Here is a 24,055-nt window from a genome sequence, read left to right on the forward strand (position 1 = left end):
CCGCCCGCCTGTTGGACCAGGGAGTATTCCCCTTGCGCCTATCTGTTCATAGGCGATGGAAACTTGTCAAACACTCTTTTTCTTCCATGCGAAGGGACCCGCCTTCTCATAAAGCCAGTAGTACTTCGTCGACATCTGCTTGGCGCGCGTATAGCGGAAGCCAAGTAGTGCGAATACCATCAGTATGACGGTATCGATGATATAGTATTGCAGCGAGAACATCGTGCCGTTGAACAGCGCATGATGAATGAAGCGGATACCGATGCCGAGCAGCAGCACGTAGATCAAGACATGCGGCACAATCTCGCCCCAGCCATCCGCAACGCTCTTGCCGGTCCGCCATGCCGTCCAGCCCCCGATGAGGATGGAGATCATGACGAAGGCCCAGAAACTTGGCTCCTCATGCAGAATTCCCTGCAACATTTCAAAGCTCCTTCGCGCGGAAATCTATTCCTTTGCGCCTTAAGCGCAAGCGGTTCCGCGAAATAATCTTAATGGTGGCCGCCTTCGAGATAGGCGGCGCGCACTTCCGGATTGGCGAGCAATTCCTGGCCGCTTCCGCTCATCGTCACCAGCCCGTTGACCATCACGTAGCCACGGTGCGCAAGGCGAAGTGCCGCGAATGCGTTCTGCTCGACGAGGAAGACGGTCAGCCCTTCGGTCTTGTTGAGTTTGCCGATCGCCTCGAAGATCTGCTTGGAGATCAGCGGCGCGAGACCCAACGACGGCTCGTCCAGCATAAGCAGCTTGGGACGCGCCATCAGCGCGCGGCCGATCGACAACATCTGCTGTTCGCCGCCCGAAAGTGTGCCGCCGCGCTGCGCCTGGCGCTCCTTGAGCCGAGGAAAGAGCGTGAAGATCTTTTCCACATCCTCGTCGAAATGTTTCTGGTTGTCGAGAGACGCACCCATCTGCAGGTTCTCGTAAACCGTCATGCGCGGGAAGATGCGGCGTCCCTCCGGCGATTGCGCGATCCGGAGCCGGGCGATCTCGTGGGTTGGCATGCGCGTGATGTCGCGTCCCTGGAAGGTCACGCTTCCAGTGCGTGCCTGCGGGCTGCCGCAGATCGTCATCATCAGCGTCGATTTGCCGGCACCATTGGCACCGATCAGGCAGACGATCTCGCCTTCGTTGACATCGACATCGACGCCGCCGAGCGCGCGGATATTGCCGTAAAAGGCTTCGACACCCTGTACCTTGAGGAGAGGCTGGGACATCAGATATTGCCTTCCACGATCTTGAGTGCTTCTTGTTCGTCGTCGACGCCGAGATAGGCGGCAATGACCTTGGGATCGTTCTTCACATGGTCCGGGTTGCCATCGGAAATCTTCTGGCCGTATTCGAGCACCACGATATGGTCGGAGATTTCCATGACCACCGACATGTCGTGCTCGATGAGCAGGATGGACGTACCCGTCTCCTGCCGGATCGCGCGAAGCAACGAGTTCAGAACCTGGGATTCGCGCGGGTTGAGGCCGGCGGCAGGTTCGTCGAGGCAGAGCATCTTCGGGCCGGTGCACATGGCGCGGGCGATTTCCAGCCGGCGCTGGGCGCCATAGGGAAGGTCGCCGGCGGGATCGTCGGCGCGGTCGATGAGATCGGCCTTCTCGAGCCAGTACCGTGCGGTCTCGATCGCGTCACGGCTTTCCTTGTAATAGGTGCCGATGCCGAGCAGGCCGAGAACCGTGAAGCCCGAAGCCTTCATCAGCTTGTTGTGCTGCGCGACGAGCAGGTTTTCGAGCACCGTCATGCCGGTGAACAACCGGATGTTCTGGAACGTGCGCGCCACCTTGGCATGCGCCGTGATCTTGAAATCCGGCATCTGTTCGAGCTGGTAGATCTTGCCTTCATTTTCGAAGCGGATCATGCCCATTGTCGGCTTGTAGAAGCCGGTGATGCAATTGAAGACCGTGGTCTTGCCTGCGCCGTTCGGGCCGATCAGCGCCGTGATGTCGCCTTCATAGGCCTCGAAGGTCAGATCGTTGATCGCCATCAGGCCGCCGAATTTCATCGACAGGTGCTCCACTTGGAGCATGGGTTTCTTGTTCATTGTTGTCATTGTCCCTTGCCCGTCAGCCATGGCCTTCCTTGGTGAAACTGCCCGACACGTTCTTGCGTGCGAACAGGAACGCCGTCGGTTCTCGGCTGCCCACGAAGCCGCGGGGCTTCCAGACCATGATGATGACCATGGCAGCGCCGAAGATCAGCATGCGGTAGAGTTCCGGGGTGAAGTTTTCACCGAAGATCTGCTTGAGGAACGACATTTCGCGCAACAGTTCGGTGCCGCCGATCATCGCGATCGCCGCGACCGCGATACCAACAAGCGAGCCCATGCCGCCGAGAACCACGATGGCGAGGATGATCGCCGATTCCAGGAAGACGAAGGATTCGGGAGAAACGAAGCCCTGGCGCGCCGCAAAGAACGAGCCCGCGAAGCCACCGAACATCGCCCCGATGGCAAAGGCCGTCAGCTTGGTGTTGGTCGTGTTGATGCCGAGCGAGCGGCAGGCGATCTCGTCCTCGCGCAACGCTTCCCAGGCACGGCCCACAGGCATGCGGCGCAGCCTGATGGTAACGAAAGCCGTCAGCAGGCAGAGCAGCAGGATCACGTAGAAAAGGAAGATCTTGTAGTACGCCGAGGACATCGGCAGTTCCCACATTTTGGCGAAGTTGTTCGGCGCGCCGACGTCGAAGCTCCAGAGACCGAAGACCGACGCCTTGGCAACGCCTGATATGCCCGCCGCGCCGTTGGTCACTTCACGCCAGTTGACCAGCACGAGGCGGATGATTTCACCGAATGCGAGCGTCACGATCGCGAGGTAGTCGCCCTTGAGCCGCAGCACGGGAAAGCCGAGGATGACGCCCCAGAAGGCCGACAGGATGCCGGCGAGCGGCAGGAGGAGCCAGAAGGAGAAACCGAAATGATGAGACAGCAGCGCGTAGGAATAGGCGCCCACCGCGTAGAAGGCGACGTAACCCAGGTCTAGAAGGCCGGCGAGTCCGACGACGATGTTGAGACCCCAGGCCAGCATCACGTAGATCAGGATCTGGATGCCGAAATTATCGACATACTTCAACGAGCCCTGGACGCCTGCAAACCAGAGGCAGAGGACGGGATATATGAACAGCGCCACGATGACGATCGCGGTAAAGTATTTCTTGAAGAAGCCCGGCTCGGAAACGACTTGCGGCGCCGCGGCCTTCGCAGCCTTCTGCCGTTCGAAATAAGGCCGGATCATCGTGATCATCAGGAAGCGGACGACCATCACTGCCACGACGACAAGCGCCAACTTCAGCCAATGCGGAACGATGATCAATTCGTTGCGGATGTTCTGCGTGGTCTCAAGACCGATGAAGAAGAAGAAGAGGCCGAAGGCGATGGCGCCGGCGAAAATCGATTCGCGGAGGGCGTGGGCGGTCAGGTTGGAATTGGCCGCCTTATCGGGGTTCACGTTGTTCTGCATTGGATTAGACCTTTTCGACTTCGGGGCGTCCGAGGATGCCTGAAGGCTTGAAGATGAGCGCGATCGCGAGGATCGAGAAGGTCGCGACATCCTTGTAGTCAATGCTGAAATAAGCCGACCAAAGCGCCTCGATCAGGCCGATCAGCAACCCACCAAGCACTGCGCCCGGCAGCGAGCCGATGCCGCCCATGACGGCTGCAGTGAAGGCCTTGACGCCCGGCACGAAACCGTCGGTGAAGGAGATGACGCCGTAATACATCATATACATCGTGCCGGCGACAGCGGCGAGTGCCGCGCCCATTACGAAGGTGATGGAAATCGTCCGGTCGACATTGATGCCGAGAAGAGCCGCCATCTTGCGGTCCTGCTCGGTCGCTCTCTGCGCGCGTCCCAGCGACGTATGATTGACCAGATACCAGAAGCCGGTCAGCAGCACGGCGGTGATCAGGACGATGATGATCTGCTTGAGCGAGATCGAGATGCCGCCGACGTCATAGACCGAGGTGACCATGCCGGGGATCGACTTGTTGCGTGGCCCTTGGGTGACCTGCACGAAGTTCGAGAGCAGGATCGACATGCCGATCGCGGTGATCAGCGGTGCCAGCCGGAACGAACCGCGCAGCGGCCGGTAGGCCATTCGCTCGATTGTCCAGTTCCACAGGCTGACGACCGCCATCGCGACCACCATCATGATCAGCAGCGCAAGCGCTACAGGAAAGCCTGCAATCGCAGCCGTGAGCAGCAAGTACACAACCAGCGCCGTGAAGCCGCCCAGCATGAAGATATCGCCATGGGCAAAATTGACCATGCCGATAATGCCGTAGACCATTGTGTAACCGATTGCGATCAGGCCATAAATCGAGCCAAGCGTCAGCCCGTTGACGAGCTGCTGGATAAAATACTCCATCCGTTTTCCCCTGCGCGCAGTTTTTCCCGTTCTGCGCCTATTCTTCTTGAAGCAACTGTTATTCGTCGCCTTGTCGTGTTGGGGATTCCATAACGCTTTCATCAAAAATGTGAAGCTAAATTTTAAGCAATCCCGAAAAACTTTCGCCGAACGGTTAAAAGCGGCACTTTTTCCCTCACATTGCGCTAAAATTCGCCAAATCATGCCGCGAAACTAGACAGATTGAGATCATTTTTCCGAAAACCGCGATCCGGACCCGTTCCGGCTATTCCGGATATTCAATCTCATGAAACAACTTTTCCCGGCAGGACAAAATGCGGCGCCGTCCCTTCGCGGGCGAATTTTTCGCCCACTCGAGTCCTATAAAGAGGCTCGTAAAGAGGCTCGCCGATGCCGGGAAATATTTTCCCGCTGGAATGATTGAAATCGCCTCGCCCAAACGTTTCGGCAAAGTCGCCGAAGCCTCACAGATTGTTTCAACACGAACAAGATTTCACACCCTCAAAACGCCGCATATCCAGCAAAGAGGTTGCCTTGGCGGGACAAAGACACTAAACGCACACCAAATTTCCATGCGAGAGCCCACAAAGCGGAGCATATCCCAATCATGTCGTTGACACATCTTCAGCGTCTCGAAGCTGAATCGATTCATATTTTCCGCGAAGTGGCGGCGAGCTTCTCCAATCCGGTCATGCTCTATTCGATCGGCAAGGATTCGTCGGTCATGCTGCATCTCGCGATGAAGGCCTTCTATCCCGCCAAGCCCCCCTTCCCTTTCCTGCATGTCGATACGACTTGGAAATTCAAGGAGATGACCAAGTTCCGCGACGATATGGCCAAGAAGCTCGGCATCGATCTTCTCGTCCACGTCAATCCGGATGGCATCGCCCAGGGCATCGGCCCCTTCACCCATGGATCGAACACCCACACCCATGTGATGAAGACGCTCGGCCTGCGCCAGGCGCTCGAAAAATACGGCTTCGACGCAGCCTTCGGCGGCGCCCGCCGCGATGAGGAAAAGAGCCGCGCCAAGGAGCGAATCTTCTCCTTCCGCAATGCGCAGCACACCTGGGACCCGAAGAACCAGCGCCCCGAGATGTGGAAAACCTACAATACCCGCGTCGGCCAGGGCGAATCCATCCGCGTCTTCCCGCTGTCGAACTGGACCGAACTCGACATCTGGCAGTACATCATGAAGGAAGACATCCCGATCGTGCCGCTCTATTTCGCGGCCAAGCGCCCGGTCGTCGAGCGCGACGGAATGCTGATCATGGTCGATGACGAGCGCATGCCGATCGGCCCCGAGGATACGATCGAGAACAAGCTCGTGCGTTTCCGCACGCTCGGCTGTTACCCGCTCACCGGCGCGATCGAATCCGACGCCGCCAACCTCCAGGATATCGTGCGCGAAATGCTGACGGCGCGCACCTCCGAACGCCAGGGCCGCCTTATCGACAAGGACGAGGCCGGATCGATGGAGAAGAAGAAGCGCGAGGGGTATTTCTGATGAATGTTGCAGTACCGGCCGATGTTTCCGGCGACATGATCGAATATCTCCGCGAGCAGGAAAAGAAGTCCCTGCTGCGCTTCCTCACCTGCGGTTCGGTGGACGACGGCAAGTCGACGCTGATCGGCCGCCTGCTCTATGATACCAAGCTGATCTTCGAGGACCAGCTCGCCACGCTCGAGCGCGACAGCGTCAAGCACGGCACCGATGGCGAGAACATTGATTTCGCCCTCCTCGTCGACGGCCTCGAGGCCGAGCGCGAACAGGGCATCACCATCGATGTCGCCTATCGCTTCTTCGCCACGTCGAAGCGCAAGTTCATCGTCGCCGACACGCCCGGCCACGAGCAGTATACCCGCAACATGGCGACCGGCGCCTCCACGGCCGATCTCGCGGTCGTGCTGGTCGATTCGCGCCAGGGCATCCTGCGCCAGACACGCCGTCACTCCTATATCGCTTCGCTCCTCGGCATCCGCCACATCGTGCTGGCGGTCAACAAGATCGACCTGATGGATCACTCCCAGGAGGTCTTCGACAAGATCGTCGCCGACTATATGGAGTTCGCCAAGGACCTCGGCTTCTCCACCATCCAGCCGATCCCGATGTCGGCCCGCTTCGGCGACAACGTCACGATGGCCTCGCCGAAGATGCCCTGGTACAGCGGCCCGACCCTGCTCGGCCATCTCGAAACCATACCGATCGAGAACGATTATGCCGGCCGCGCCTTCCGCTTCCCGGTGCAGTACGTGGTCCGCCCCAACCTCGATTTCCGCGGCTTCGCGGGTCAGATCGCTTCGGGCTCGATCAAGGCCGGCGACAAGGTCACCGTGGCGAAGTCCGGCCAGCAATCGAGGGTCAAGGACATCGTCACCCAGGATGGCAACCTGAAAAGCGCCACCGAAGGCCAGGCCGTCACCATCGTTCTCGAGGACCAGATCGACATCTCGCGCGGCGACATGCTGGTCGATCCGGAGAATCGCCCGCATGTGGCCGACCAGTTCCAGGCGCATGTGATCTGGTTCGACGCCCAGCCGATGATTCCCGGCCGCAGCTACATCCTGCGCACCGAGACCGACAGCGTCAGCGCCACGATCTCGACGCTGAAGCACCAGGTCAACATCAACACCTTCGCGCATGAAGCAGCCAAGCACCTCAACATGAACGAGGTCGGCGAGTGCAACATCTCGACCCAGGCCCCGATCGCCTTCGACTCGTACAAGGCGAATCGCGTCGCCGGCAATTTCGTGCTGATCGACCGCTTCACCAACGCTACCGTCGGCGCCGGCATGATCGACCACCCGCTCCGCCGCGCATCCAACGTCCATTGGCAGGCGATGGAGGTCAACAAGACCGCCCGCGCCGAGCTCAAGAGCCAGCAGCCGACCGTGCTGTGGTTCACCGGCTATTCCGGCTCGGGCAAATCGACCATCGCCAACACGCTGGAAAAGCTGCTGCATGCGCAGGGCAAGCACACCTTCATGCTTGATGGCGACAATGTCCGCCACGGCCTGAACCGCGACCTCGGCTTCACCGATGACGACCGCGTGGAAAATATCCGCCGCGTCTCCGAAGTCGCCAAGCTGATGACCGATGCCGGCCTGATCGTCATCGTCTCCTTCATCTCGCCGTTCCGTTCGGAACGCCAGATGGCGCGCGACCTGTTTCCGGATGGCGATTTCGTCGAAGTGTTTGTCGACACCCCGCTCGAAGAGTGCATCAAGCGCGACCCCAAGGGCCTCTATAAGAAGGCGCAGGCGGGCGAGATCGAGAACTTCACCGGTATCAGTTCCGGCTACGAAGCGCCCGAGAACGCCGAAGTGCATCTGCACACGCTCGGCCATGATCCTGAGGCACTGGCGATCATGATCGAAACCTACCTCAAGAAGCGGTGAGATGATGCTCAAGATTCTCGAAGACGTGGCGATTTCCGCCGGCAAGGCTATTCTCGAAGTCTATCACGCCGGTCCGAACGTGACGCTGAAGCAGGATGCCTCGCCGGTGACTGAAGCCGACGAGCGCGCCGAGGCGATCATCCTCGCAGGCCTCGCCAAGGCGTTTCCTGATATCCCGGTTATTGCCGAGGAATCCGTCGCCGCCGGCCGCATCCCGAGTGTCGAAGGCGGACGTTTCTTCCTCGTCGATCCGCTCGATGGCACCAAGGAATTCATCAACAAGCGCGACGACTTCACGGTCAACATCGCCTTGATCGAGAACGGTACGCCGGTCGCCGGCATCGTCTATGCACCCGCCAAGGGCGTCGCCTGGGCCGGCGAAAAGGACAATGTCGAGAAACTGCTGGTCGACGAGAATTTCGCGGTCACGTCGCGCACCAGGATCGGCTGCCGCATGCCCTCGTCGGATCTGACCGCCGTCGCCAGCCGCTCACACAATTCGCCCGAGACCGAAGCCTTCCTCAGCGAGAAGGGCATCAAGTCCACCAAGTCAGTCGGTTCCTCGCTGAAATTCTGCCTCGTGGCCGAAGGTGACGCGGACGTCTATCCGCGCTTTGGCCGCACGATGGAATGGGACACAGCAGCCGGTGACGCCGTCCTCCGCGCAGCCGGTGGCATGACCGTCGATCTCGACGGCAAGCCCTTCCGCTACGGCAAGACCAAGCAGGCCACCGACAGCGACTTCGCCAATGGGCATTTCATTGCCTGGGGCAAACGGGGCTGACGTCGCCGGAGCAGTCGCTCGCATCCGCCACAGCGTGCCGCGCCTACAGGATAAAATCCCCCGCCGACATGCTGGCGAGTGTAGTATCCTCCAAGCGGATTGCAAAATCGGCGGCGCGGCTGCCTCGCGTGTTGACTTCCACCAGCACGTCCGGCCCGGCGATGTCGTTGATGCGCACCTGTCCGGTTCCCGTGAAAGCACCGTTGTGGCGATAAACCAGTACACCGCCAAAGACGGCTGAAAGGTCGATCTTGTCGTTGCCACCGGAATCATCGAAGTCGGTGATGATGTCGGGATTGCCAACCGATGAATCCGCCCGGGCGTCGAAGATGAAGGTGTCGTTGTTTTCCTTGCCTGCCATGATGTCCCTGCCGCGACCGCCATTGAGTTGGTCGGCGCCGCGCGCGCCGAACAGGAAGTCTTTGCCGTCTTGTCCAAATAGGACGTCATTGTCCGGACCTCCAATCAATCGGTCGTTGCCGGCTCCGCCCGACAGATGATCGGCGCCCAACCCGCCGATCAGACGGTCATCCCCGCCTTGTCCAATCAGTGTGTCGTCTCCGCCGTTACCGTCTACCGTCGCACCATCGATGCGCGAGGTGATCGTCTCGCTGCCGTCATCGCCGTCTATGACATTGTCGCGCGGGTCCAGGATCACCTGCGAGATCTCGCCCGCCGTGTTGTTGAACGTCACCAGAATGCGGCCGTCGTCCGCAAGGCCGAGTTCCGGATCCGTGATGGCGCCGCCAGTGGCGATCGTAAAAGTTGTTCCGATGACGGTGCCGGTCGCGCCGAAGCGCTGGCCGCGCAACTCGCCTGAAGTGTCATCGTCCCAGGCGACGAAGAAGCCGCCATCCTTGAGTGCGACGACCTCGGGCTCGTTTTCGGAGTTCGCGCTCCCCTGCACGAGGAAAGCCGGTGTCACCACTCCGCCGGCGTCGCTGCGAATCTCGGCGCGTATGTCTCCATTGTTCGCAGCATCCTGCCAGACGACGACGAACCCGCCGTCTACGAGCGCCGCAGCATGGGGGTCGGTGCCTGCATTGGCCACCTGGACGTTGCTGACAAGCGCTCCGGTGGTCGTGGTGATAAAGGCCTCAATTCCGACAACGCTATCAGTTTCCTCGTAGGCGGTGAGGAAATTGCCGCTTGACAGGACGATGGTGTCTGGGTTCGCGTCGACGTCGGCGCTGTTCTGTGCAGCTATCAGCGCGGCACCAACGACATTCGTTGCGCCGTTGACGATCTTGGCAATCACGTTGGTGTTGCCAGCCGAAAGCTCTTGATAGCTCACCAGGAAATCGCCGTTGGCGAATACTGTGATCGACGGATTGGAAGTGACCACGCCGCCGATGCTTCCCGAGGCGATCGTCCCACCAGTTATCCGTGTTCCGCTCGCGTCATAGCGCTCAAAGCGGATGTCGGCATCGCCACCGGTCCCCGTACCGTTGTCCTCATGGACGACGACGAAGCCGCCATCGGGTAGCGCGGCGATCGCAGGGTCGTTCTCGCTATCCAGGAAATTGGCGAAATTGAGCTGAAAGGCGCCCCCCACGACATTGCCTTGGGCATCGTAAATCTGGCCGATGATATCGGTCCCCGCATCGTCGTCGACGTTGTTTGTGTTGTCGACCCAGATTGTGAGGAATCGGTTATCGACAAGGCCGACCGTGACGGGGGAAAACTGTGCCCCCGTGATACTGCTGGCATTTACGGTGAATTCGGCCTGCCATACGGTTGGTGTCGTCGTCATGATGACCTCCACGTGGCTTCCTGGTCTCATCGGTGCTATGCGCACTATGCGATAGTCCAGAGACTAGGCATCCGCTTCACAGGGTCGCCATCACCACAACCGTGTGCGGAGAAGCAACGTCTGCCTGCCATCGATTAGCTTACGCTAACATAGAGAATGTGAAGGCACTGCCCGTCATCGAATGATTTGAGACTTTTGGGTCTTTGGAAGATTCGAGTTTCCAGCCCTGCTCTGTTCACGGGTTGATTTAAGCAGCTTTGGCGTTGTGGTTCAAGCGGCGCTGTCGAATGGTGGATCCTGTTCCTGCCGCGATATTCGCCGGACCTCAATCCCATCGAAATGGCCTTCTCCAAACTCAAGGCGCTCTCGCGAAAGCAGAGGGCACGAACCTACGATGATCTCTGGAAAGCCGTCGGAAAAGTCTGCGAACTCTTCACGCAACAGGAGTGTTGGAACTACTTCGGGCAAGCCCCATGCGCTGCAGATTAATCGCCCGATGCTCTGGATCTCACTCCGCCGCGTCGGGCTTTTCCTGATCGAACACGCCGCCGACGATTTCCGCCGATGTTTCGCTCAACATGGTCGCCTTGTCGGCAAGCACCTGCTCGATCTTGACCTTGAGCGTCGCGACCGCGGCCTCCATGCCGTCCTTGGCGTAGAAGTCCCCGCCGGCAAGGCATTGGTGGTGGATCCAGCTCAGATAGCGGTGCCGGACCTTCTCGGGTGCCACAAAGGCTTCCGACCAGAAGCGGTCCATGTCGATGCCGCGCTCGACACAGAAGGCGAGATCCGGATGCCGGTAGAGCGCCTGGCCGAGAACCGCGAGCGGCACGCCATGATGGATCGCCGAAAGGCCCGAGGTCGAATTGATGGTGATCATGCCGGCGGAATGGCGCGTCAGCAGGCTGAGAGAGCCGCCATCGAGCACATGCACGCGGTCCTTGACGTCGTTCAGCGCACTGACCTGACGGATGAAGTGCCAGTCGCGAGTATGCCCCCGTTCCATCGGATGGATCTTGAACACCAGCTGATGATCGGACGGCGCGTTGCGCGCGAAGGAGACGATGGTCTTGAGAATGAGCTTCTGGTTGTTCCAGGCGTTCGCGGCGCGGCCGAGCTGGGTATCGTCATGCACCTGCAGCGGCACGATGTAGAAACGCTTGTCGTGATGTTCGAGCAGGCGTTCGGAAATGTGATAGTTGCGGCCGACATGGGAGAACTTGCGATAGTAGTTCTTGACCCAGTAGAAGCCCTCGGAAAGCAGCGTCCGCTTCTGCTTGTGGAACAGCTTGCGCTCGCCCGGCGTGGAGATCACGGCGCGTACGGTGAAGTACTGCAGTGCTGCCCAGGCCATGGCGCTGAAAGAGCCCGACGTCGTCACCGGCTTCGGCCCGTCGCGGCGCGGCGAGCTGAATTCGGGTGGCGGCAATTGGCCCGCGATCGGCGAACGCCAGTTGTTACCGCCGATTTCCATCGTCACAAAGCCGGGGCGGATATAGCCCTCTTCGAGGCAGATGACGGGAATATCCATCTGCTCGGCACATTCGATGGCCACGCGATGTACGATGCGTTCGGAGCCGAACAGAACCACGGCATCAAAGCCGTTCTCACGCAGGATTTCGTTGAACCATGTACGCCAGGTATCGACATTGCCCGAGAAATCGAGCGTTTTCTGGCCACGCGAAAAGAGACGGTCACCGGCATTGAAGCTGATGCGCCAGGCATCGAAGCCATTGGCGTTCATATGCTCCTGCGCGCGGCGGAAGAAGCTGCCGACCGGACCCTGCAGCAGCACGACGCGCGGGCAATCCTTGTTCGGAAAACGGTGACGCACCCGGCGCATGAACGGAAAGCTGATCAACCCGGCCGAATTCCCGTTGCCGGACTTCGCCTTCTTGCGGGCTTTTTCGCCGTTGCGGCCGTTTGAATCTATGGGTGCGTTCATGTTTCAGCTGTTTCATTCGTCATGGGGTCGGCAAACCACCAAGGAGTGCTCATTACACATATCAGCGCTCACTTTTCAACCAGCGCAGCCGCACGCTCTCTAACACTGATGCAGCAATATCACAAAGGCGCTTTCCCGACGCCCATGGTATTGGCACCTTGTTACATCAAGTTGAATAAAATGCGACCATTCCAAGTTCTGCTAATCTATTGGCAAACATGGTTAATCCGCGCCCGGCGCCTCACTGCGAGTGTTAATGAAGGGCAATTGCTGCCGCAAGTGTGGGTCAGCCGCGACCATCACGTATTTTGACGGCTGAACGATTAATTGATTGCGAGATCCACAACATCAGCCGGGCGGGCAGCGAGGCCTTCACCTTTCGCTTCAGCGCAATCTCGTCGACCAGTTCCTCCGGCGTACAGGGCATGGCACTCAGGGGGTGGACATAGAAGGGATAGAGAATCAGCGCCGCCGCCGCCAGCATCTCCATCGTGATCGCCCGCGACCGGCGCGGCACCGGCATCCGGTCGTCGGTGAGGTCCCAGCCGGCATAGAAGGGAATGCCGTGCACGCCGACCGGCTTGTTGCGGATCAACGCCTCGAAACCGGCAAGCGAGGTCATGGTTTCCAGCCTGTCGCACCAGGCGATCCAGTGCTTGATATCGCCTTCGCGTACGATGATATCAGCCGCGTCGGGGATGTCCCCGCCCGAGCGCAGCCCTGATGTGACATCCGGATGTTCCTTGTAGGCCAGGTAAGCATCGGGATAGAGCCTGCGCACATCAGCTACCAGCCCGCGATTGGTTTTCACATTCGGCGAGCCGAACTTGATCGACGCATCCTTCTCGACCTGGCCCGGCACCAGTATCTTCAGCCGGCCCTCGGCGACATCGGGGAAACGCACATCGGTGCCGACATTATATTTGGAAACGCCCTTTTCCACGATCGACGCCACCAGCCGCGCCGCCCGGTCAGTGAGCTCCCGCGGGAACGGATGGCTGGCGATGATATGCTCCAGCCGGCTTTCCCCGCGCGCATCATAATAGACGTGATCCCCGTCCATGGCGAGTGACGAGGGAAGCGCAAGATTGGCGCCCAGCCCCCGCGACCGGATGAAGCCGTCCTCGAACCTGAGTGCCGCGACATCTCTGGGAAACGGCTTGCTCGAACCCCAGAGCGCCACCTGCCCCTTGTTTTTTCTGGCGAGTGCGATGGCCTCGCGAAGCCTACGGCAGTGAACCGCCCTGCCCTCCGGCCCGACGACGAACGGATCGAGCGCCCGCTTCTTCCAGGGCGACAATCCGCCGGTATAGACACGCTTGGCGATCTGCCCGCGCTGCTCGCGCACGGTCAGGATCTGCTCCAAGGCATGCTCGATCTCGACCGGACGGCGGTCGTGAAGGTCGAGATAGTGCGAATAATCGATATAGGCCGCGTGGAAAATCTGCTCCAATGTCGCCGGATTGCGCGGCGCCGGTGCCTTGCAGTGATCCTCGGTCAGCCCCCGATGGGAATAGTAGGTGACGCCGAACATATGCACGGTCTTCCGGGCCATCAGCGCTTCGAAGCCAAGCTGGCTCGACACGGTGTAGACCGCCTCGGCACCCTCGACCAGCGGCCAGGGATTCATCCGTCCGGGTATCGTGACTTCGATACCGAGCGCGCGCGCGGCATTCAGAATCGGACTGCGGTCGCCCGCGGCCGGATGCGTGCGCGCCGCCAGTATGGCATCCGGATATTGCGCCCTCGCGTGCTGGACCATGGCAGCAAAACTCGATTCGTCGGCAAGCGCCCCCGCGATCGATGCATCGCCCGCCACCTGATCGACAAGCAGCACATAGGGTCTGCCCGAGGGAAGCCCGCTCTCGGACAGGCCCTTCAATGGAGAATTGTTATATTTGGAAATCCGGTTCCGCCGGATGAAATCCATCGCCGCTTGCGCCCGCGTCGCGGCCTCGGATGTCATCGGCCTGTCGATGAAGGCCGCGAGATCGCTCGCGCTCGTGGCATCGAAATAGATGCCATTCCTGTCGATGATATAGGAATGTGCCGGCTCGAGCTTTCCCGGCGCGTAGCTCTTCAGGAAGCCATCTTCCAGGATGACCGCCGGCTTGCCGAAGCGCCGCGCGAGCCGCCGCGCCCTTATGCCGGACGCACGACCGCCCCAGCCGACGAATCCATCAACCGCAAAGGGCAGCACTGCCGGAAAGAACCGGATCGTGGCGTCGAGAACGGTGGCAAGGTCGAACCGCTGCGCCCAGAGCCCAGGCGATGTCACCGCATAGACCGGCTTGTTGCCAGATCGCGAAGCACTCATCGTGAACGACCCTGGTTCGGACCAGAAAGCTGCTTCAAGGAAACATGCTAATCAGTAGCGTTGTTGATCAACTGCACATCCCTGGCGACGGCGAGCGGCCCGCGGATAATCTGGACGAACTTGATGAAATCGGTCGCCGGATGCCGCGAGAGATACAGCACGTCCTTGTTGCGGACCGGGAAGTTCTGCGTCACGAGAAAGGCCTGCGGGTCGGTCATGTCGATCTTGTAGACGATCGGATAGCGGCCTTCCCTGTCAGGGACCATGCCCTGCTGTATCAGATCGCGGAAGCGGTTGTCCCCGACGACCTGACGATAGACGATTTCATATTCATAACGGAAGACGAAATAGCCCTTCGGGTCGGCCAGGTCGGCACGCGCGCCGCCGGAAAGAGCGGCCGCCTCGACCAGCGTCAGCGTGCTCGTCTCGAAGGGAATCTTGCCGTTCTTGAGAACGTTGCCGAGCGCCGTGAACGTCTGCGGATCGTAGGTCAGGAAGATCTTGTCGTCCGGGCGGATCATGATGTCTTCCTTCGGACGATCGATCACGCTCTGGAGCAGGACGGTGGAAGACTTCCTGCCGCGCGTCAGCGTGACATAGGTATCGTATGATGCCTTGGTCGGGCCGCCGGCTGCAGCAATCACGCTGGTCAGGGGCTGCGGCGACAGGCCCAGCACGACCATTTCAGGCCGGTTCACGGCGCCTTGCACCGACACCATGCGCGAATAATTCTTGGTGATGTTGACGACGACATCCGGCTCGACGGCCTTGGCCTTGAGCGCCTGGGCAATCTCCTGGCGGGCGCCTTCGAGCGTCTTGCCGGCAAACATGATCGAACCCGCATAGGGGATCTGGCCATGGCCGTTCGGCTGGACAACGACCGGAATCGCGGTGGATTTGCGTTCGACGGTGGAGAAGAGCCCATCCGGGCCTGCCTCGAAAATCAGGACGCTGAGTTCATCGCCGACACCGATCACGGGCGTGCCGGGCGCGCTGCCGAAACCGAACGTGCCCACCAGCGACGGCTGTCCGAGCGTGGTGACCGAATTGGCGACACGCTGATCGACATTGATCACGTCAAACACCACATTGGTCTGCTCGATCGTCGTCGTCTTGTCGGCACCTGAACTGACGACCTTCGAGGACAGCGGGCCGTTGTTGGGCACGCATCCCGCCAGCAGCGCCAGCGAGGCAGCCGCGAGAGCCAAGGTTGCTCTATTCTTCAATCCCGCCGCCCGTTTCCCGATCACTGCCGTTTGACGCATGTCACCAATATTCCCTCCGGCGATGCCCTAGAGCATCAACCCCATTTCCGGCAGGCAATAACAGCCCGAACGGCTCCCCTGTCGGGGAAACCCATCCAGACCGCTTGCCTGTGCGAGCGGTTTCCCACCCATGTCCGAATTTGCAACATTTCTCTTGCACATTCGTTAAGCCAAAGGAAGGCGCTCGCGGCAATTATCCATTCCCGCGACGCTTCTTATAGCGGGAAATGGCGCAGGTGCTGCAAAAAAATCGCATTGCAGCACCTTACAAATTCTTACAGACCGTCGCTTATCTTGAATAGCCTTGTACAAACAGGCCGTCCGGACGGTGCCGGCTTTCGTATCCCAGCGCGGTAAGCTGTTCGTTGGCCGGGAAGGCCTTACGGTTGAAATGGGCTTCGCGGCCGGGTCTGTCGCGGCGGAGCCTCAGGGTTTCGTAGCCCGAATGCACGGGGCGGTGAATTTCACGCATGGCGTTGGTCCTTAAATAAAAGTCCTCCCAAGCCGAGTCATATATTGCGATGCACCGCAGATTTTTGCAACGCAGCAAAGGCTGAACTGCCATGCATCCTGCGCATGGATGTTGACCCATTTGTGGTCGGTATGGAGATTTCAGGAAAATGGAGATATTATTTTTTATCGTTAAAAATCAGCACTATATGGCACGAATCCTCTGACACATTTCCGTCATAGTTATGAATTTTTGGTAGGAATGACGGCGTTTTTGTGGTTTTCCGCGCCCGCCCTGTCCGGCGGTATATGTTTGCCAATGCGTCACCGTGGTTAAAATGCCACAGGCCAAGGCACTAACTTTGCAGCTGCGGTGCTTCCATCTCGGCGCTGAACCGCAAAATATCCCGCCATGCCAGCCCTTTGCAGGTCGGCGCAGTGATCATCTCCTGTGGGTGGAATGTCGCCATGCCCGGTACGCCCGCGATGTCGAACCACTTGCCCCTGAGGGAATGGATGCTGCCCTTCGCCGCCTTGGAAAGCACCCGCACCGGAAGATTGCCAAGCACGAGCACCGCCTGCGGCCGCAGGAGTTCGAGCAGCCGAATCCCGAACGGCAGGCAGATCTCGACCTCCCGCACGGTCGGCGCACGATCGCCGGGCGTTCGCCACGGAATGAGATTGAAGGACAGCACGCTGGCCGAATCGAGCCCGATGCCGGCCAGCATGCGCGACAGCATGACGCCAGCGGGGCCGGAGAACGGCGCGCCCTCACGGTCGTCGTCGGCACTCGGAACGCCACCGATCACGGCAATGCGTGCCGAGAGGTCTCCCCCCGCAAACACCGTATTGCGCGCGCTGTTGCGAAGATTGCAGCCGCCGAAACCATTGACGGCTTCGATCAACGCTTCCAGCGATGGCGCAGCCGCAGCCAGCCTCACCGCCGCTTCGACCGCTTCCGCATCTGGAATTGCCACGGCGGGTGGCGCGGCAGGCCGCGCCTCGGCCCGCTCCGGCCCGCGGCTCGGCCGTTCCGCGGAGGCCCGCTGTGGCTGTTCCAGCGCGGCGGGAGCGGTACGGGCCTGATTCTTCGCACTGTTGAGAGCCACGAACTCGGCAAACCGGTCGATCGGCTCGTCCTCGCCAAGCCAGCCCACGCCCGCCTCGGCATAGAAATGCATGAGGGCGGCGAGTTCGTCCGGCAGAAGCTGATCGGCGGGGATTTGGTCCATGCGGATCACGATAGCGGCTCTCGGCTGGAATGGAAACGTCCGTTTCGCCGACATTTACTAAATGACGTTTCCACGCTAGAGCCTTTCACGTTTTCGGCAGATCCTAAGGAGTTTTCAATGGCGGTATTGGTGACGGGCGGCGCGGGCTATATCGGCAGCCACATGGTCTGGGCGCTGCTGGATGCTGGGCAGGATGTCGTTGTCATCGACCGGCTTTCGACCGGTTTCCGCTGGGCCATTGCCCCCGAGGCGCGCTTCTACGAAGGCGACATCGCCGACGAGACGCTGCACGAAAAGGTCTTCACCGAAAACAATATCGACGCGATCATCCATTTCGCTGGCTCGATCATCGTGCCGGAATCGGTCGCCAATCCGCTGATGTATTACGAGAACAACACGGTCAAATCCCGTGCGCTGATCGCCGCGGCCGTGAAATACAAGGTTCCGCATTTCGTCTTCTCTTCGACCGCCGCCGTCTACGGCACGCCCCAGGGCACAGAGCCGGTCACCGAGACCGAACCGCTCAATCCCGAATCGCCCTATGGCTCGTCCAAGCTGATGACCGAGATCATGCTGCGCGACACCGCGCTTGCCCATGATTTCACCTACACCGCGCTACGTTACTTCAACGTCGCCGGCGCCGATCCGCGCTCCCGCACCGGCCAGTCCACCGTCGGCGCCACGCATCTGATCAAGGTCGCGGGCGAAGCGGCCCTCGGCAAGCGCGGCCACATCGATGTCTTCGGCACCGACTACCCGACGCCCGATGGCACCTGCATCCGCGACTATATCCATGTCAGCGATCTCGCCAACGCCCATCTCAAGGCGCTGGAACGCATGCGCGCCGGCGGCGGCTCGCTGGTCGCCAATTGCGGCTACGGCACCGGATTTTCAGTGCTCGAAGTGCTGGAAACGGTCAAAAAGGTCCACGGCAAGGCCTTTGACGTGCGCCTTGCCAGTCGCCGGCCGGGCGACGCCGTGATGATTGTCGCCAATCCCTCGGTCGCCAAGCGTGAGCTGAATTGGCAGCCGCAATACGACAATCTCGAATTCATCATCAAGACGGCTCTGGCGTGGGAAGACCATCTCGGCAAGCGCAACGACCGCTGATCATGCCCGGTGGACGGAAGCACGCGCACGCCTGGCCACCAGCCACTGGATCACCGTCGTCATCAGCGCCGATCCGGCATAGCACCAGAGGCCGGCCTCGGTGAAGGCATTGGCAAGGCCGGAGGTCTTGGCGGCGGCAATCACGATCGCCACCAGCATCACATCCATCATCGACCACTTTGTCAGGAAGGGCACGAACTTCGCGAACCACCCGCTCGCCTCGCCCGGGGCCGCCAGTGCTTCCGCTGTGATCGCCACCATCTTGGCGAAGGGAAAGGCGATCGAGAACAGCGCCACGACAAGCGCCAGCGCATAGTCGCCATTGTCGTAGAGCGACCAGATGATCCCGGTCAGCGAGGGGTTCTCCTCGAAGAAGAACAGCTTCTCGAATGTCATCAGCGGCAGCGTGATGCCGAAGGCAAAAAGGAAGGGCGCCAGTACGAAAAGAACCGGCAGCACGATCCTCATAGCCTTCCCCTCTCCGCGACTGCGATCCCGACGAGAACCAGCGCCATCGCAAGGAAATGATAGCCCAGAAAGGCTTCGCGCAGGAATATCACCGACAGCAGCGTTCCAAAAACCGGAATCGTGTTGATGAAAAGGCCGGCGCGATTCGGCCCGATCAGTTCGACGCCCCTGACATAGAGGATCTGCGATACCAGCGACGGCGCGAGTGCCGTGAACAGGATGGCGCTCCAGCCGATCCAATCAGGCGTGATGAAATCAGCCGAGGAAACCTCCCAGGCGAAAAGCGGAATCGCCGCGACCATCGCTCCGAACGCCGAGGCGGCGAACAGGCTTTTCCAATGGATGTTGGGCTTGTAGCGCAGGCTGATCGTGTAGGACGCATAGACAACGCCCGCCAGCAGCATCATGAGGTCGCCCATATTGAAGCCGAGATCGAGGATGGTCTGCAGTGAACCATTCGACGCCGTCACGGCAACACCAAGCAGCGTGATCAGATAGCCCGCGATCTGCCCCGCCCCGAGCTTCATCCGGAATAGCAGGTAGTTGCCGAGGAAAATCAGGCCCGGAATACCGGCCTGCTCGATCACCACGTTGATTGCCGATGTGTGCCGCAGGGCGGAATAAAGCAGCGCGTTGAACCCGGTGAAACCCAGCCCCGCAAAAACGAAGCACACCAGCCAGTTCTTCCTGATCTCCGGCCAGTCGGCCTTGATCTGCGGCAGGGAGATAATGACGATGATTGCCAGCGCGATCGACCAACGGCCGAGGGTGAGCGTCATCGGCCCGACATGGCCGACAGCGAATTTTCCGACGACTGCATTGGCTGCCCAGCCGAGTCCGGTGATGACGAGGAAAAGGTATGCTTTTGCTGTAGGCGACATGAATGAACTGCAAGCATTAAAGAGGAAAAATCGAGCCTTAGCCTCGCACCGATGTCCTGTCACGCAAAAAGCCCCGCCCGCGCCATTTACCGGGTCGCTTTCCCGATCGTAAAGATTTATATGTGCGCCGGTTTGAAAGGGCGCTGAGACGCCGGTCTAAAGTCAGGAAACACAAGATATGGCGAATGTGGTTGTCGTGGGCACCCAGTGGGGCGACGAGGGCAAGGGCAAGATTGTCGATTGGCTCTCCGAACGCGCGGACATCGTGGTCCGCTTCCAAGGGGGACACAATGCCGGCCATACGCTGGTCATCGATGGCACCAGCTACAAGCTCTCGCTGCTGCCCTCGGGCGTGGTGCGTCCGGGCAAGCTCGCCATCATCGGCAATGGCGTGGTCATCGATCCGCACGCGCTGCTGACCGAAATCGACAAGCTGGCCGGCCAGGGCGTGATCATCACGCCGGAGAATCTCCGCATCGCCGACAACGCGACGCTCATCCTGTCGCTCCACCGCGAGCTCGACGGCATCCGCGAGGATGCGGCGTCGAATTCCGGCACCAAGATCGGCACCACCCGCCGCGGCATCGGCCCGGCCTATGAAGACAAGGTCGGCCGCCGCGCGATCCGCGTCACCGATCTCGCCGACCCATCCTCGCTCGGCCTCAAGGTCGATCGCCTGCTCACCCATCACAATGCGCTGCGCCGCGGCCTCGGCGAGGCGGAAGTCAGCCACGCCGCGATCATGGCCGAACTCGCAGCCATCACCGAGCGCGTGCTGCCCTATTCGGAAACCGTCTGGGCGCTGCTCGACCGCGAGCGCCGCAAGGGTTCGCGCATCCTGTTCGAAGGCGCGCAGGGCACATTGCTCGATATCGACCACGGCACCTATCCCTTCGTGACGTCCTCCAACACGGTCGCGGGACAGGCTGCGGCGGGCTCCGGCATGGGACCCTCGGCACTCTCCTACGTCCTCGGAATCACCAAGGCCTACACAACGAGGGTGGGCGAGGGCCCCTTCCCGACCGAGCTTTTTGACGAGGTCGGTACATTTTTAGGTGAGCGCGGCCATGAATTTGGCACAGTTACCGGTAGAAAGAGACGGTGCGGCTGGTTTGATGCCGCGCTTGTGCGGCAATCCGTTGCCACCAATGGCGTCACCGGCATCGCGCTGACCAAGCTCGATGTGCTCGATGGCCTCGAGGAGTTGAAGATCTGCACCGGCTACAGGCTGGATGGCCAGGAGATCGATCATCTGCCGGCAGGTCAGGCGGCTCAGGCCAGGGTCGAGCCGATCTACGTCACGCTCGAAGGGTGGAAGGAATCCACCGTAGGCGCGCGGAAATGGGCCGATCTGCCCGCGCAGGCGATCAAGTATGTGAGGCAGGTGGAAGAGCTGATCGGCGCCCCGGTCTCGCTTCTGTCGACCAGCCCCGAACGGGATGATACAATCCTCGTCACGGACCCGTTCGAAGACTGAACCGAAAGTTCCGGGCATGGATAGTGCACTATCCTGCCCGGCTTATTGAGTTGAGAAGGATCCTATGGCGGATTTTGTAGCAGTTATCCGACGCGCTGTTGACGGCTTGACCGACAACACGCCCGAGATGCGCGCGAAGGTCTATGACAAGGCCAAGAGCGCCGTCGTACGCCAGCTCGAGAACATGAAGCCCCGGCCGCCTGAAGTCATGTTCAAGCGCCAGCTCGACAAGCTCGACGATGCGATCCGCCAGGTCGAGGAAGAACATTCCGAGGCCGCTCCCGCCGAGCAGGATGCGCAGCCGGTAGCGACGGACGAACCAGCCGCCCAGCCGGTCGTCACCGATGCCGTGGACGAAGAGGCCGTCGAAACCCGGCACGCCGAAGCCGAACCCGTCGAACAGGCATATCACGAGCCTGCACCGGTCGAACCCGCACCCGTCGTCGCGGAAACCCATCACGACGAGCCAGCACGTGTCGACGAGCCGGTGCGCCACGACGACGTGGTTGCCCGTGACGCCGACCGCGTCGAAGAACCCGCCTTCATAGACACCGCCCCGTTTGTAAACCGCGAAGAGCCTGTCGCTGCGGTGCAGGACGAGCCCGTCGTGGAAACTGCCCACGTCCAATCCGTCGACCATGCCGACGATCACGACGATCCGATCCTCGCCCATGCCGAGCCCACGCGCCGCCATGTCACCAATCGCGTCATGGAACAGCCATTCGTCGAGACCGAATCGGAAGTGCCCGGCGGCGACGACGATGCCGCATCCGAACCGCGCCGTGAAGACCAGGAACCTGCCTGGATGGCGGCCATGCAGCAGGAACCCGAGCAGCCCGTGCGCGCCGAGGCCACCACGCCCGATTGGGCGGTGGACATCGACCAGGAGCCTGAAGTCGCCCCGCCGGAGCCCGTACAGGACGAGCCACAGATGCCGCGCGCCGCTCTCACCGAGACCGACGTCGCGACAGGCTTCAACGATTTCCTGAAGCAGGAATTCGCGACCCCCGCCGTTTCGCCACCACCGTCGAAAAAAGGCCAGGACGGCGATTTCTCCTGGGACGCACCGTTCGACGATCTTCCCGATCTGCCCAAGCCCGTCGCATTCGAGGAGGCCCTCGAGGCCAAGCAGAAGGAAATCGACGCCACCCCTGCGCAGGAACAACAGCGCCAGAAGAATGCGCGCACTGAGCTCGAGGATCTGATCGGCTACGACAGCCAGGCTGACGGCGACAAGGCAGGCGACGGCGAGAAGCTTCCGCCCGAGGTGTCGCGCGCCATGTCGAAGCTCGAAGGCAAGAGCTTCCGGGTCCAGAGACACAAGAAGAAGCGCAGCTTCAACCCGATTCCGATCGCCATCGGCGTCGTTGGCGCCCTGATCGTCGCCGGCGGGGCATACGGCCTCTATCACTATCGCGCCGATGTCAGCACGCTGGTTGCCAGCTATATGCCTTCCGGCGAGAGCAAGGACGCTTCGGACACACGCGCCGTCGAGGAAAAGGCCGCCACTGACACCAAGGGTATCGAGGACAAGGCAGCCGCAACCGACACGAAGCCGGCGGATGCCGATGCCAAGCCGACCGAGGTTGCTTCGCTCGACCCGACCATCGCACCGACGAAATTCACCCAGCGCCTGCTGGCCGATGGCACCGAGGCTGAAACCGATGCCGCCAAGATCCCGGTCGACCAGACCCTGAAGGAAGGCAAGACCATTGCCGGCCAGACGGATGCCGGCGAACAGGTCGCTTCCACCGACGCGGCCGTCCCCGCCGACAACAAGGCCAATGCCGAGACGCCGGCGCTCGCGGTCACCCAGAAGATGTTCCTCTACGAGGAGCAGCTCGGCGGTTCTCCGGTCGCCGTCCCCGGCACCGTGACCTGGTCGGTCAAATCAGACACGACAAGTGCAGGCGACAAGAAGCAGCCGATGGTCGAGGCGAACATCGACATTCCCGGCCGCAAGATGAAGGTGCTGATCTCCTTCAAGCGCAACAGCGACGTCTCGCTGCCCGCGAGCCATATCATCGAGGTCGTCTTCGACCTGCCCGAGAATTTCCCGGAAGGCAATGTCGAGAAGGTCGAACGCGTCGCCTTCAAGCAGACCGAGCAGGATCGCGGCAACAGCCTGATCGCGGTGCCTGCCAAGATCACCGACGATTTCCACATGGTGGCGCTGAACGACGACGCCGATGCCCGGCAGTCCAACACCGAACTGATGAAAACACGCTCCTGGATCGACATCCCGATCACCTACCGCAACAACCGCCGCGCGCTGATCACGATCGAAAAAGGCGCATCCGGCACGGATGCCTTCGACAAGGTGATGGCTGAATGGGCGGCACTCGGCGCGCAGGTCAACAACGACTGATTAGCGCCGCGGCTGTGGATAGTGCCCCTCATCTGCCTGCCGGCATCTTCTCCCCGCAGGCGGGGAGAAGGAGGCTGGGCGCGCCGACATCGCCACGAGTCCCTTCTCCCCGTCAAACGGGGAGAAGATGCCGGCAGGCAGATGAGGGGCGAATACACGCTCGACACTGACAATCAGCAAAAACAAAAGCGCCGGGCAACTTTGTTGCCCGGCGCTTTCTCATTCCAAACGGAAT

19 protein-coding genes and 1 pseudogene are annotated in these 24,055 nt (G+C 60.6%); 7 read left to right on the forward strand and 13 right to left on the reverse strand.

Annotated elements, in window-relative coordinates; all coding sequences use genetic code 11:
- Positions 1–66: 66 nt before the first annotated feature.
- The 5 genes from IHQ71_RS19050 to IHQ71_RS19070 all read right to left on the reverse strand — a co-directional run bounded on the left by IHQ71_RS19050 (position 67) and on the right by IHQ71_RS19070 (position 4,371).
- On the reverse strand, positions 67–420 hold the full coding sequence (locus IHQ71_RS19050) for a DUF6867 family protein (protein ID WP_258162880.1): 354 nt from the start codon (positions 418–420) through the stop codon (positions 67–69).
- 71 nt (positions 421–491) lie between these two features.
- On the reverse strand, positions 492–1,217 hold the full coding sequence (locus IHQ71_RS19055) for an ABC transporter ATP-binding protein (RefSeq protein ID WP_258158016.1): 726 nt from the start codon (positions 1,215–1,217) through the stop codon (positions 492–494).
- Positions 1,217–2,059: an ABC transporter ATP-binding protein gene (locus IHQ71_RS19060; RefSeq protein ID WP_258158017.1), complete on the reverse strand. Its 843-nt coding sequence runs from the start codon at positions 2,057–2,059 to the stop codon at positions 1,217–1,219. Before IHQ71_RS19060 ends, IHQ71_RS19055 begins: the two co-directional genes overlap by 1 nt.
- A gap of 13 nt (positions 2,060–2,072) precedes the next feature.
- The gene (gene livM, locus IHQ71_RS19065) at positions 2,073–3,464 is read right to left on the reverse strand and encodes a high-affinity branched-chain amino acid ABC transporter permease LivM (protein ID WP_258158018.1); all 1,392 of its coding nucleotides are present in this window, start codon (positions 3,462–3,464) and stop codon (positions 2,073–2,075) included.
- A 4-nt stretch (positions 3,465–3,468) separates the two neighbouring features.
- Entirely contained in the window at positions 3,469–4,371 is a 903-nt protein-coding gene (locus IHQ71_RS19070; RefSeq protein ID WP_258158019.1) for a branched-chain amino acid ABC transporter permease, read from the reverse strand.
- Positions 4,372–4,978: 607 nt separating this feature from the next.
- Between IHQ71_RS19070 and cysD the strand changes: the two genes are divergently transcribed.
- From cysD to cysQ, 3 genes are read left to right on the forward strand one after another with little or no spacing between them, the layout of a single operon-like run.
- Complete coding sequence (cysD, locus tag IHQ71_RS19075) at positions 4,979–5,878, forward strand: sulfate adenylyltransferase subunit CysD (RefSeq protein WP_258158020.1); 900 nt, start codon at positions 4,979–4,981, stop codon at positions 5,876–5,878.
- Between the two features lie 35 nt (positions 5,879–5,913).
- On the forward strand, positions 5,914–7,770 hold the full coding sequence (cysN, locus tag IHQ71_RS19080) for a sulfate adenylyltransferase subunit CysN (protein ID WP_374990040.1): 1,857 nt from the start codon (positions 5,914–5,916) through the stop codon (positions 7,768–7,770).
- A 4-nt stretch (positions 7,771–7,774) separates the two neighbouring features.
- Positions 7,775–8,554, forward strand: a complete 780-nt coding sequence (cysQ, locus tag IHQ71_RS19085; RefSeq protein ID WP_258162881.1) for a 3'(2'),5'-bisphosphate nucleotidase CysQ — start codon at positions 7,775–7,777, stop codon at positions 8,552–8,554.
- A 43-nt stretch (positions 8,555–8,597) separates the two neighbouring features.
- Here cysQ and IHQ71_RS19090 read toward each other — a convergent pair whose 3' ends face one another.
- Positions 8,598–10,307 (reverse strand): calcium-binding protein, encoded by a 1,710-nt coding sequence (locus IHQ71_RS19090; protein ID WP_258158022.1) that lies wholly within the window; start codon positions 10,305–10,307, stop codon positions 8,598–8,600.
- Between the two features lie 291 nt (positions 10,308–10,598).
- Here IHQ71_RS19090 and IHQ71_RS19095 point away from each other — a divergent pair.
- Positions 10,599–10,796: pseudogene (locus tag IHQ71_RS19095) on the forward strand (transposase); the annotation flags it as partial.
- A gap of 19 nt (positions 10,797–10,815) precedes the next feature.
- Here the strand turns inward: IHQ71_RS19095 and IHQ71_RS19100 are convergent.
- From IHQ71_RS19100 to IHQ71_RS19120, 5 genes are all read right to left on the reverse strand, one after another.
- Positions 10,816–12,252, reverse strand: coding sequence for a hypothetical protein (locus IHQ71_RS19100; RefSeq protein WP_258158023.1), 1,437 nt, complete (start codon positions 12,250–12,252; stop codon positions 10,816–10,818).
- A 286-nt stretch (positions 12,253–12,538) separates the two neighbouring features.
- Positions 12,539–14,569 carry a capsular polysaccharide biosynthesis protein gene (locus tag IHQ71_RS19105; RefSeq protein WP_258158024.1) on the reverse strand — a complete coding sequence of 677 codons (2,031 nt, stop codon included), beginning with the start codon at positions 14,567–14,569 and terminating at the stop codon, positions 12,539–12,541.
- A gap of 47 nt (positions 14,570–14,616) precedes the next feature.
- A complete protein-coding gene (locus tag IHQ71_RS19110; RefSeq protein ID WP_258158025.1) occupies positions 14,617–15,795 on the reverse strand; it encodes a polysaccharide biosynthesis/export family protein in 1,179 nt (392 codons plus the stop codon).
- Between the two features lie 328 nt (positions 15,796–16,123).
- Entirely contained in the window at positions 16,124–16,306 is a 183-nt protein-coding gene (locus IHQ71_RS19115; protein ID WP_258158026.1) for a hypothetical protein, read from the reverse strand.
- 334 nt (positions 16,307–16,640) lie between these two features.
- Positions 16,641–17,516, reverse strand: a complete 876-nt coding sequence (locus IHQ71_RS19120) for a uracil-DNA glycosylase (protein WP_258158027.1) — start codon at positions 17,514–17,516, stop codon at positions 16,641–16,643.
- 117 nt (positions 17,517–17,633) lie between these two features.
- On the opposite strand from IHQ71_RS19120, the gene galE reads away from it, so the two are divergent.
- Entirely contained in the window at positions 17,634–18,626 is a 993-nt protein-coding gene (gene galE, locus IHQ71_RS19125) for a UDP-glucose 4-epimerase GalE (RefSeq protein WP_258158028.1), read from the forward strand.
- Here galE and IHQ71_RS19130 read toward each other — a convergent pair whose 3' ends face one another.
- Together IHQ71_RS19130 and IHQ71_RS19135 are read right to left on the reverse strand one after the other, a co-directional pair.
- A complete protein-coding gene (locus IHQ71_RS19130; RefSeq protein WP_258158029.1) occupies positions 18,627–19,094 on the reverse strand; it encodes a paraquat-inducible protein A in 468 nt (155 codons plus the stop codon).
- Positions 19,091–19,975: a DMT family transporter gene (locus IHQ71_RS19135; RefSeq protein WP_258158030.1), complete on the reverse strand. Its 885-nt coding sequence runs from the start codon at positions 19,973–19,975 to the stop codon at positions 19,091–19,093. The genes IHQ71_RS19130 and IHQ71_RS19135 overlap by 4 nt, the downstream gene beginning before the upstream one ends.
- Before the next feature lie 178 nt (positions 19,976–20,153).
- On the opposite strand from IHQ71_RS19135, the gene IHQ71_RS19140 reads away from it, so the two are divergent.
- Both IHQ71_RS19140 and IHQ71_RS19145 read left to right on the forward strand, forming a co-directional pair.
- Positions 20,154–21,452, forward strand: a complete 1,299-nt coding sequence (locus tag IHQ71_RS19140; RefSeq protein ID WP_258158031.1) for an adenylosuccinate synthase — start codon at positions 20,154–20,156, stop codon at positions 21,450–21,452.
- A gap of 64 nt (positions 21,453–21,516) precedes the next feature.
- A complete protein-coding gene (locus tag IHQ71_RS19145; RefSeq protein ID WP_258158032.1) occupies positions 21,517–23,820 on the forward strand; it encodes a hypothetical protein in 2,304 nt (767 codons plus the stop codon).
- The last annotated feature ends 235 nt before the right edge of the window (positions 23,821–24,055 follow it).

This window comes from Rhizobium sp. TH2, from assembly GCF_024707525.1.
In the GTDB taxonomy this organism is placed as follows: domain Bacteria; phylum Pseudomonadota; class Alphaproteobacteria; order Rhizobiales; family Rhizobiaceae; genus Rhizobium_E.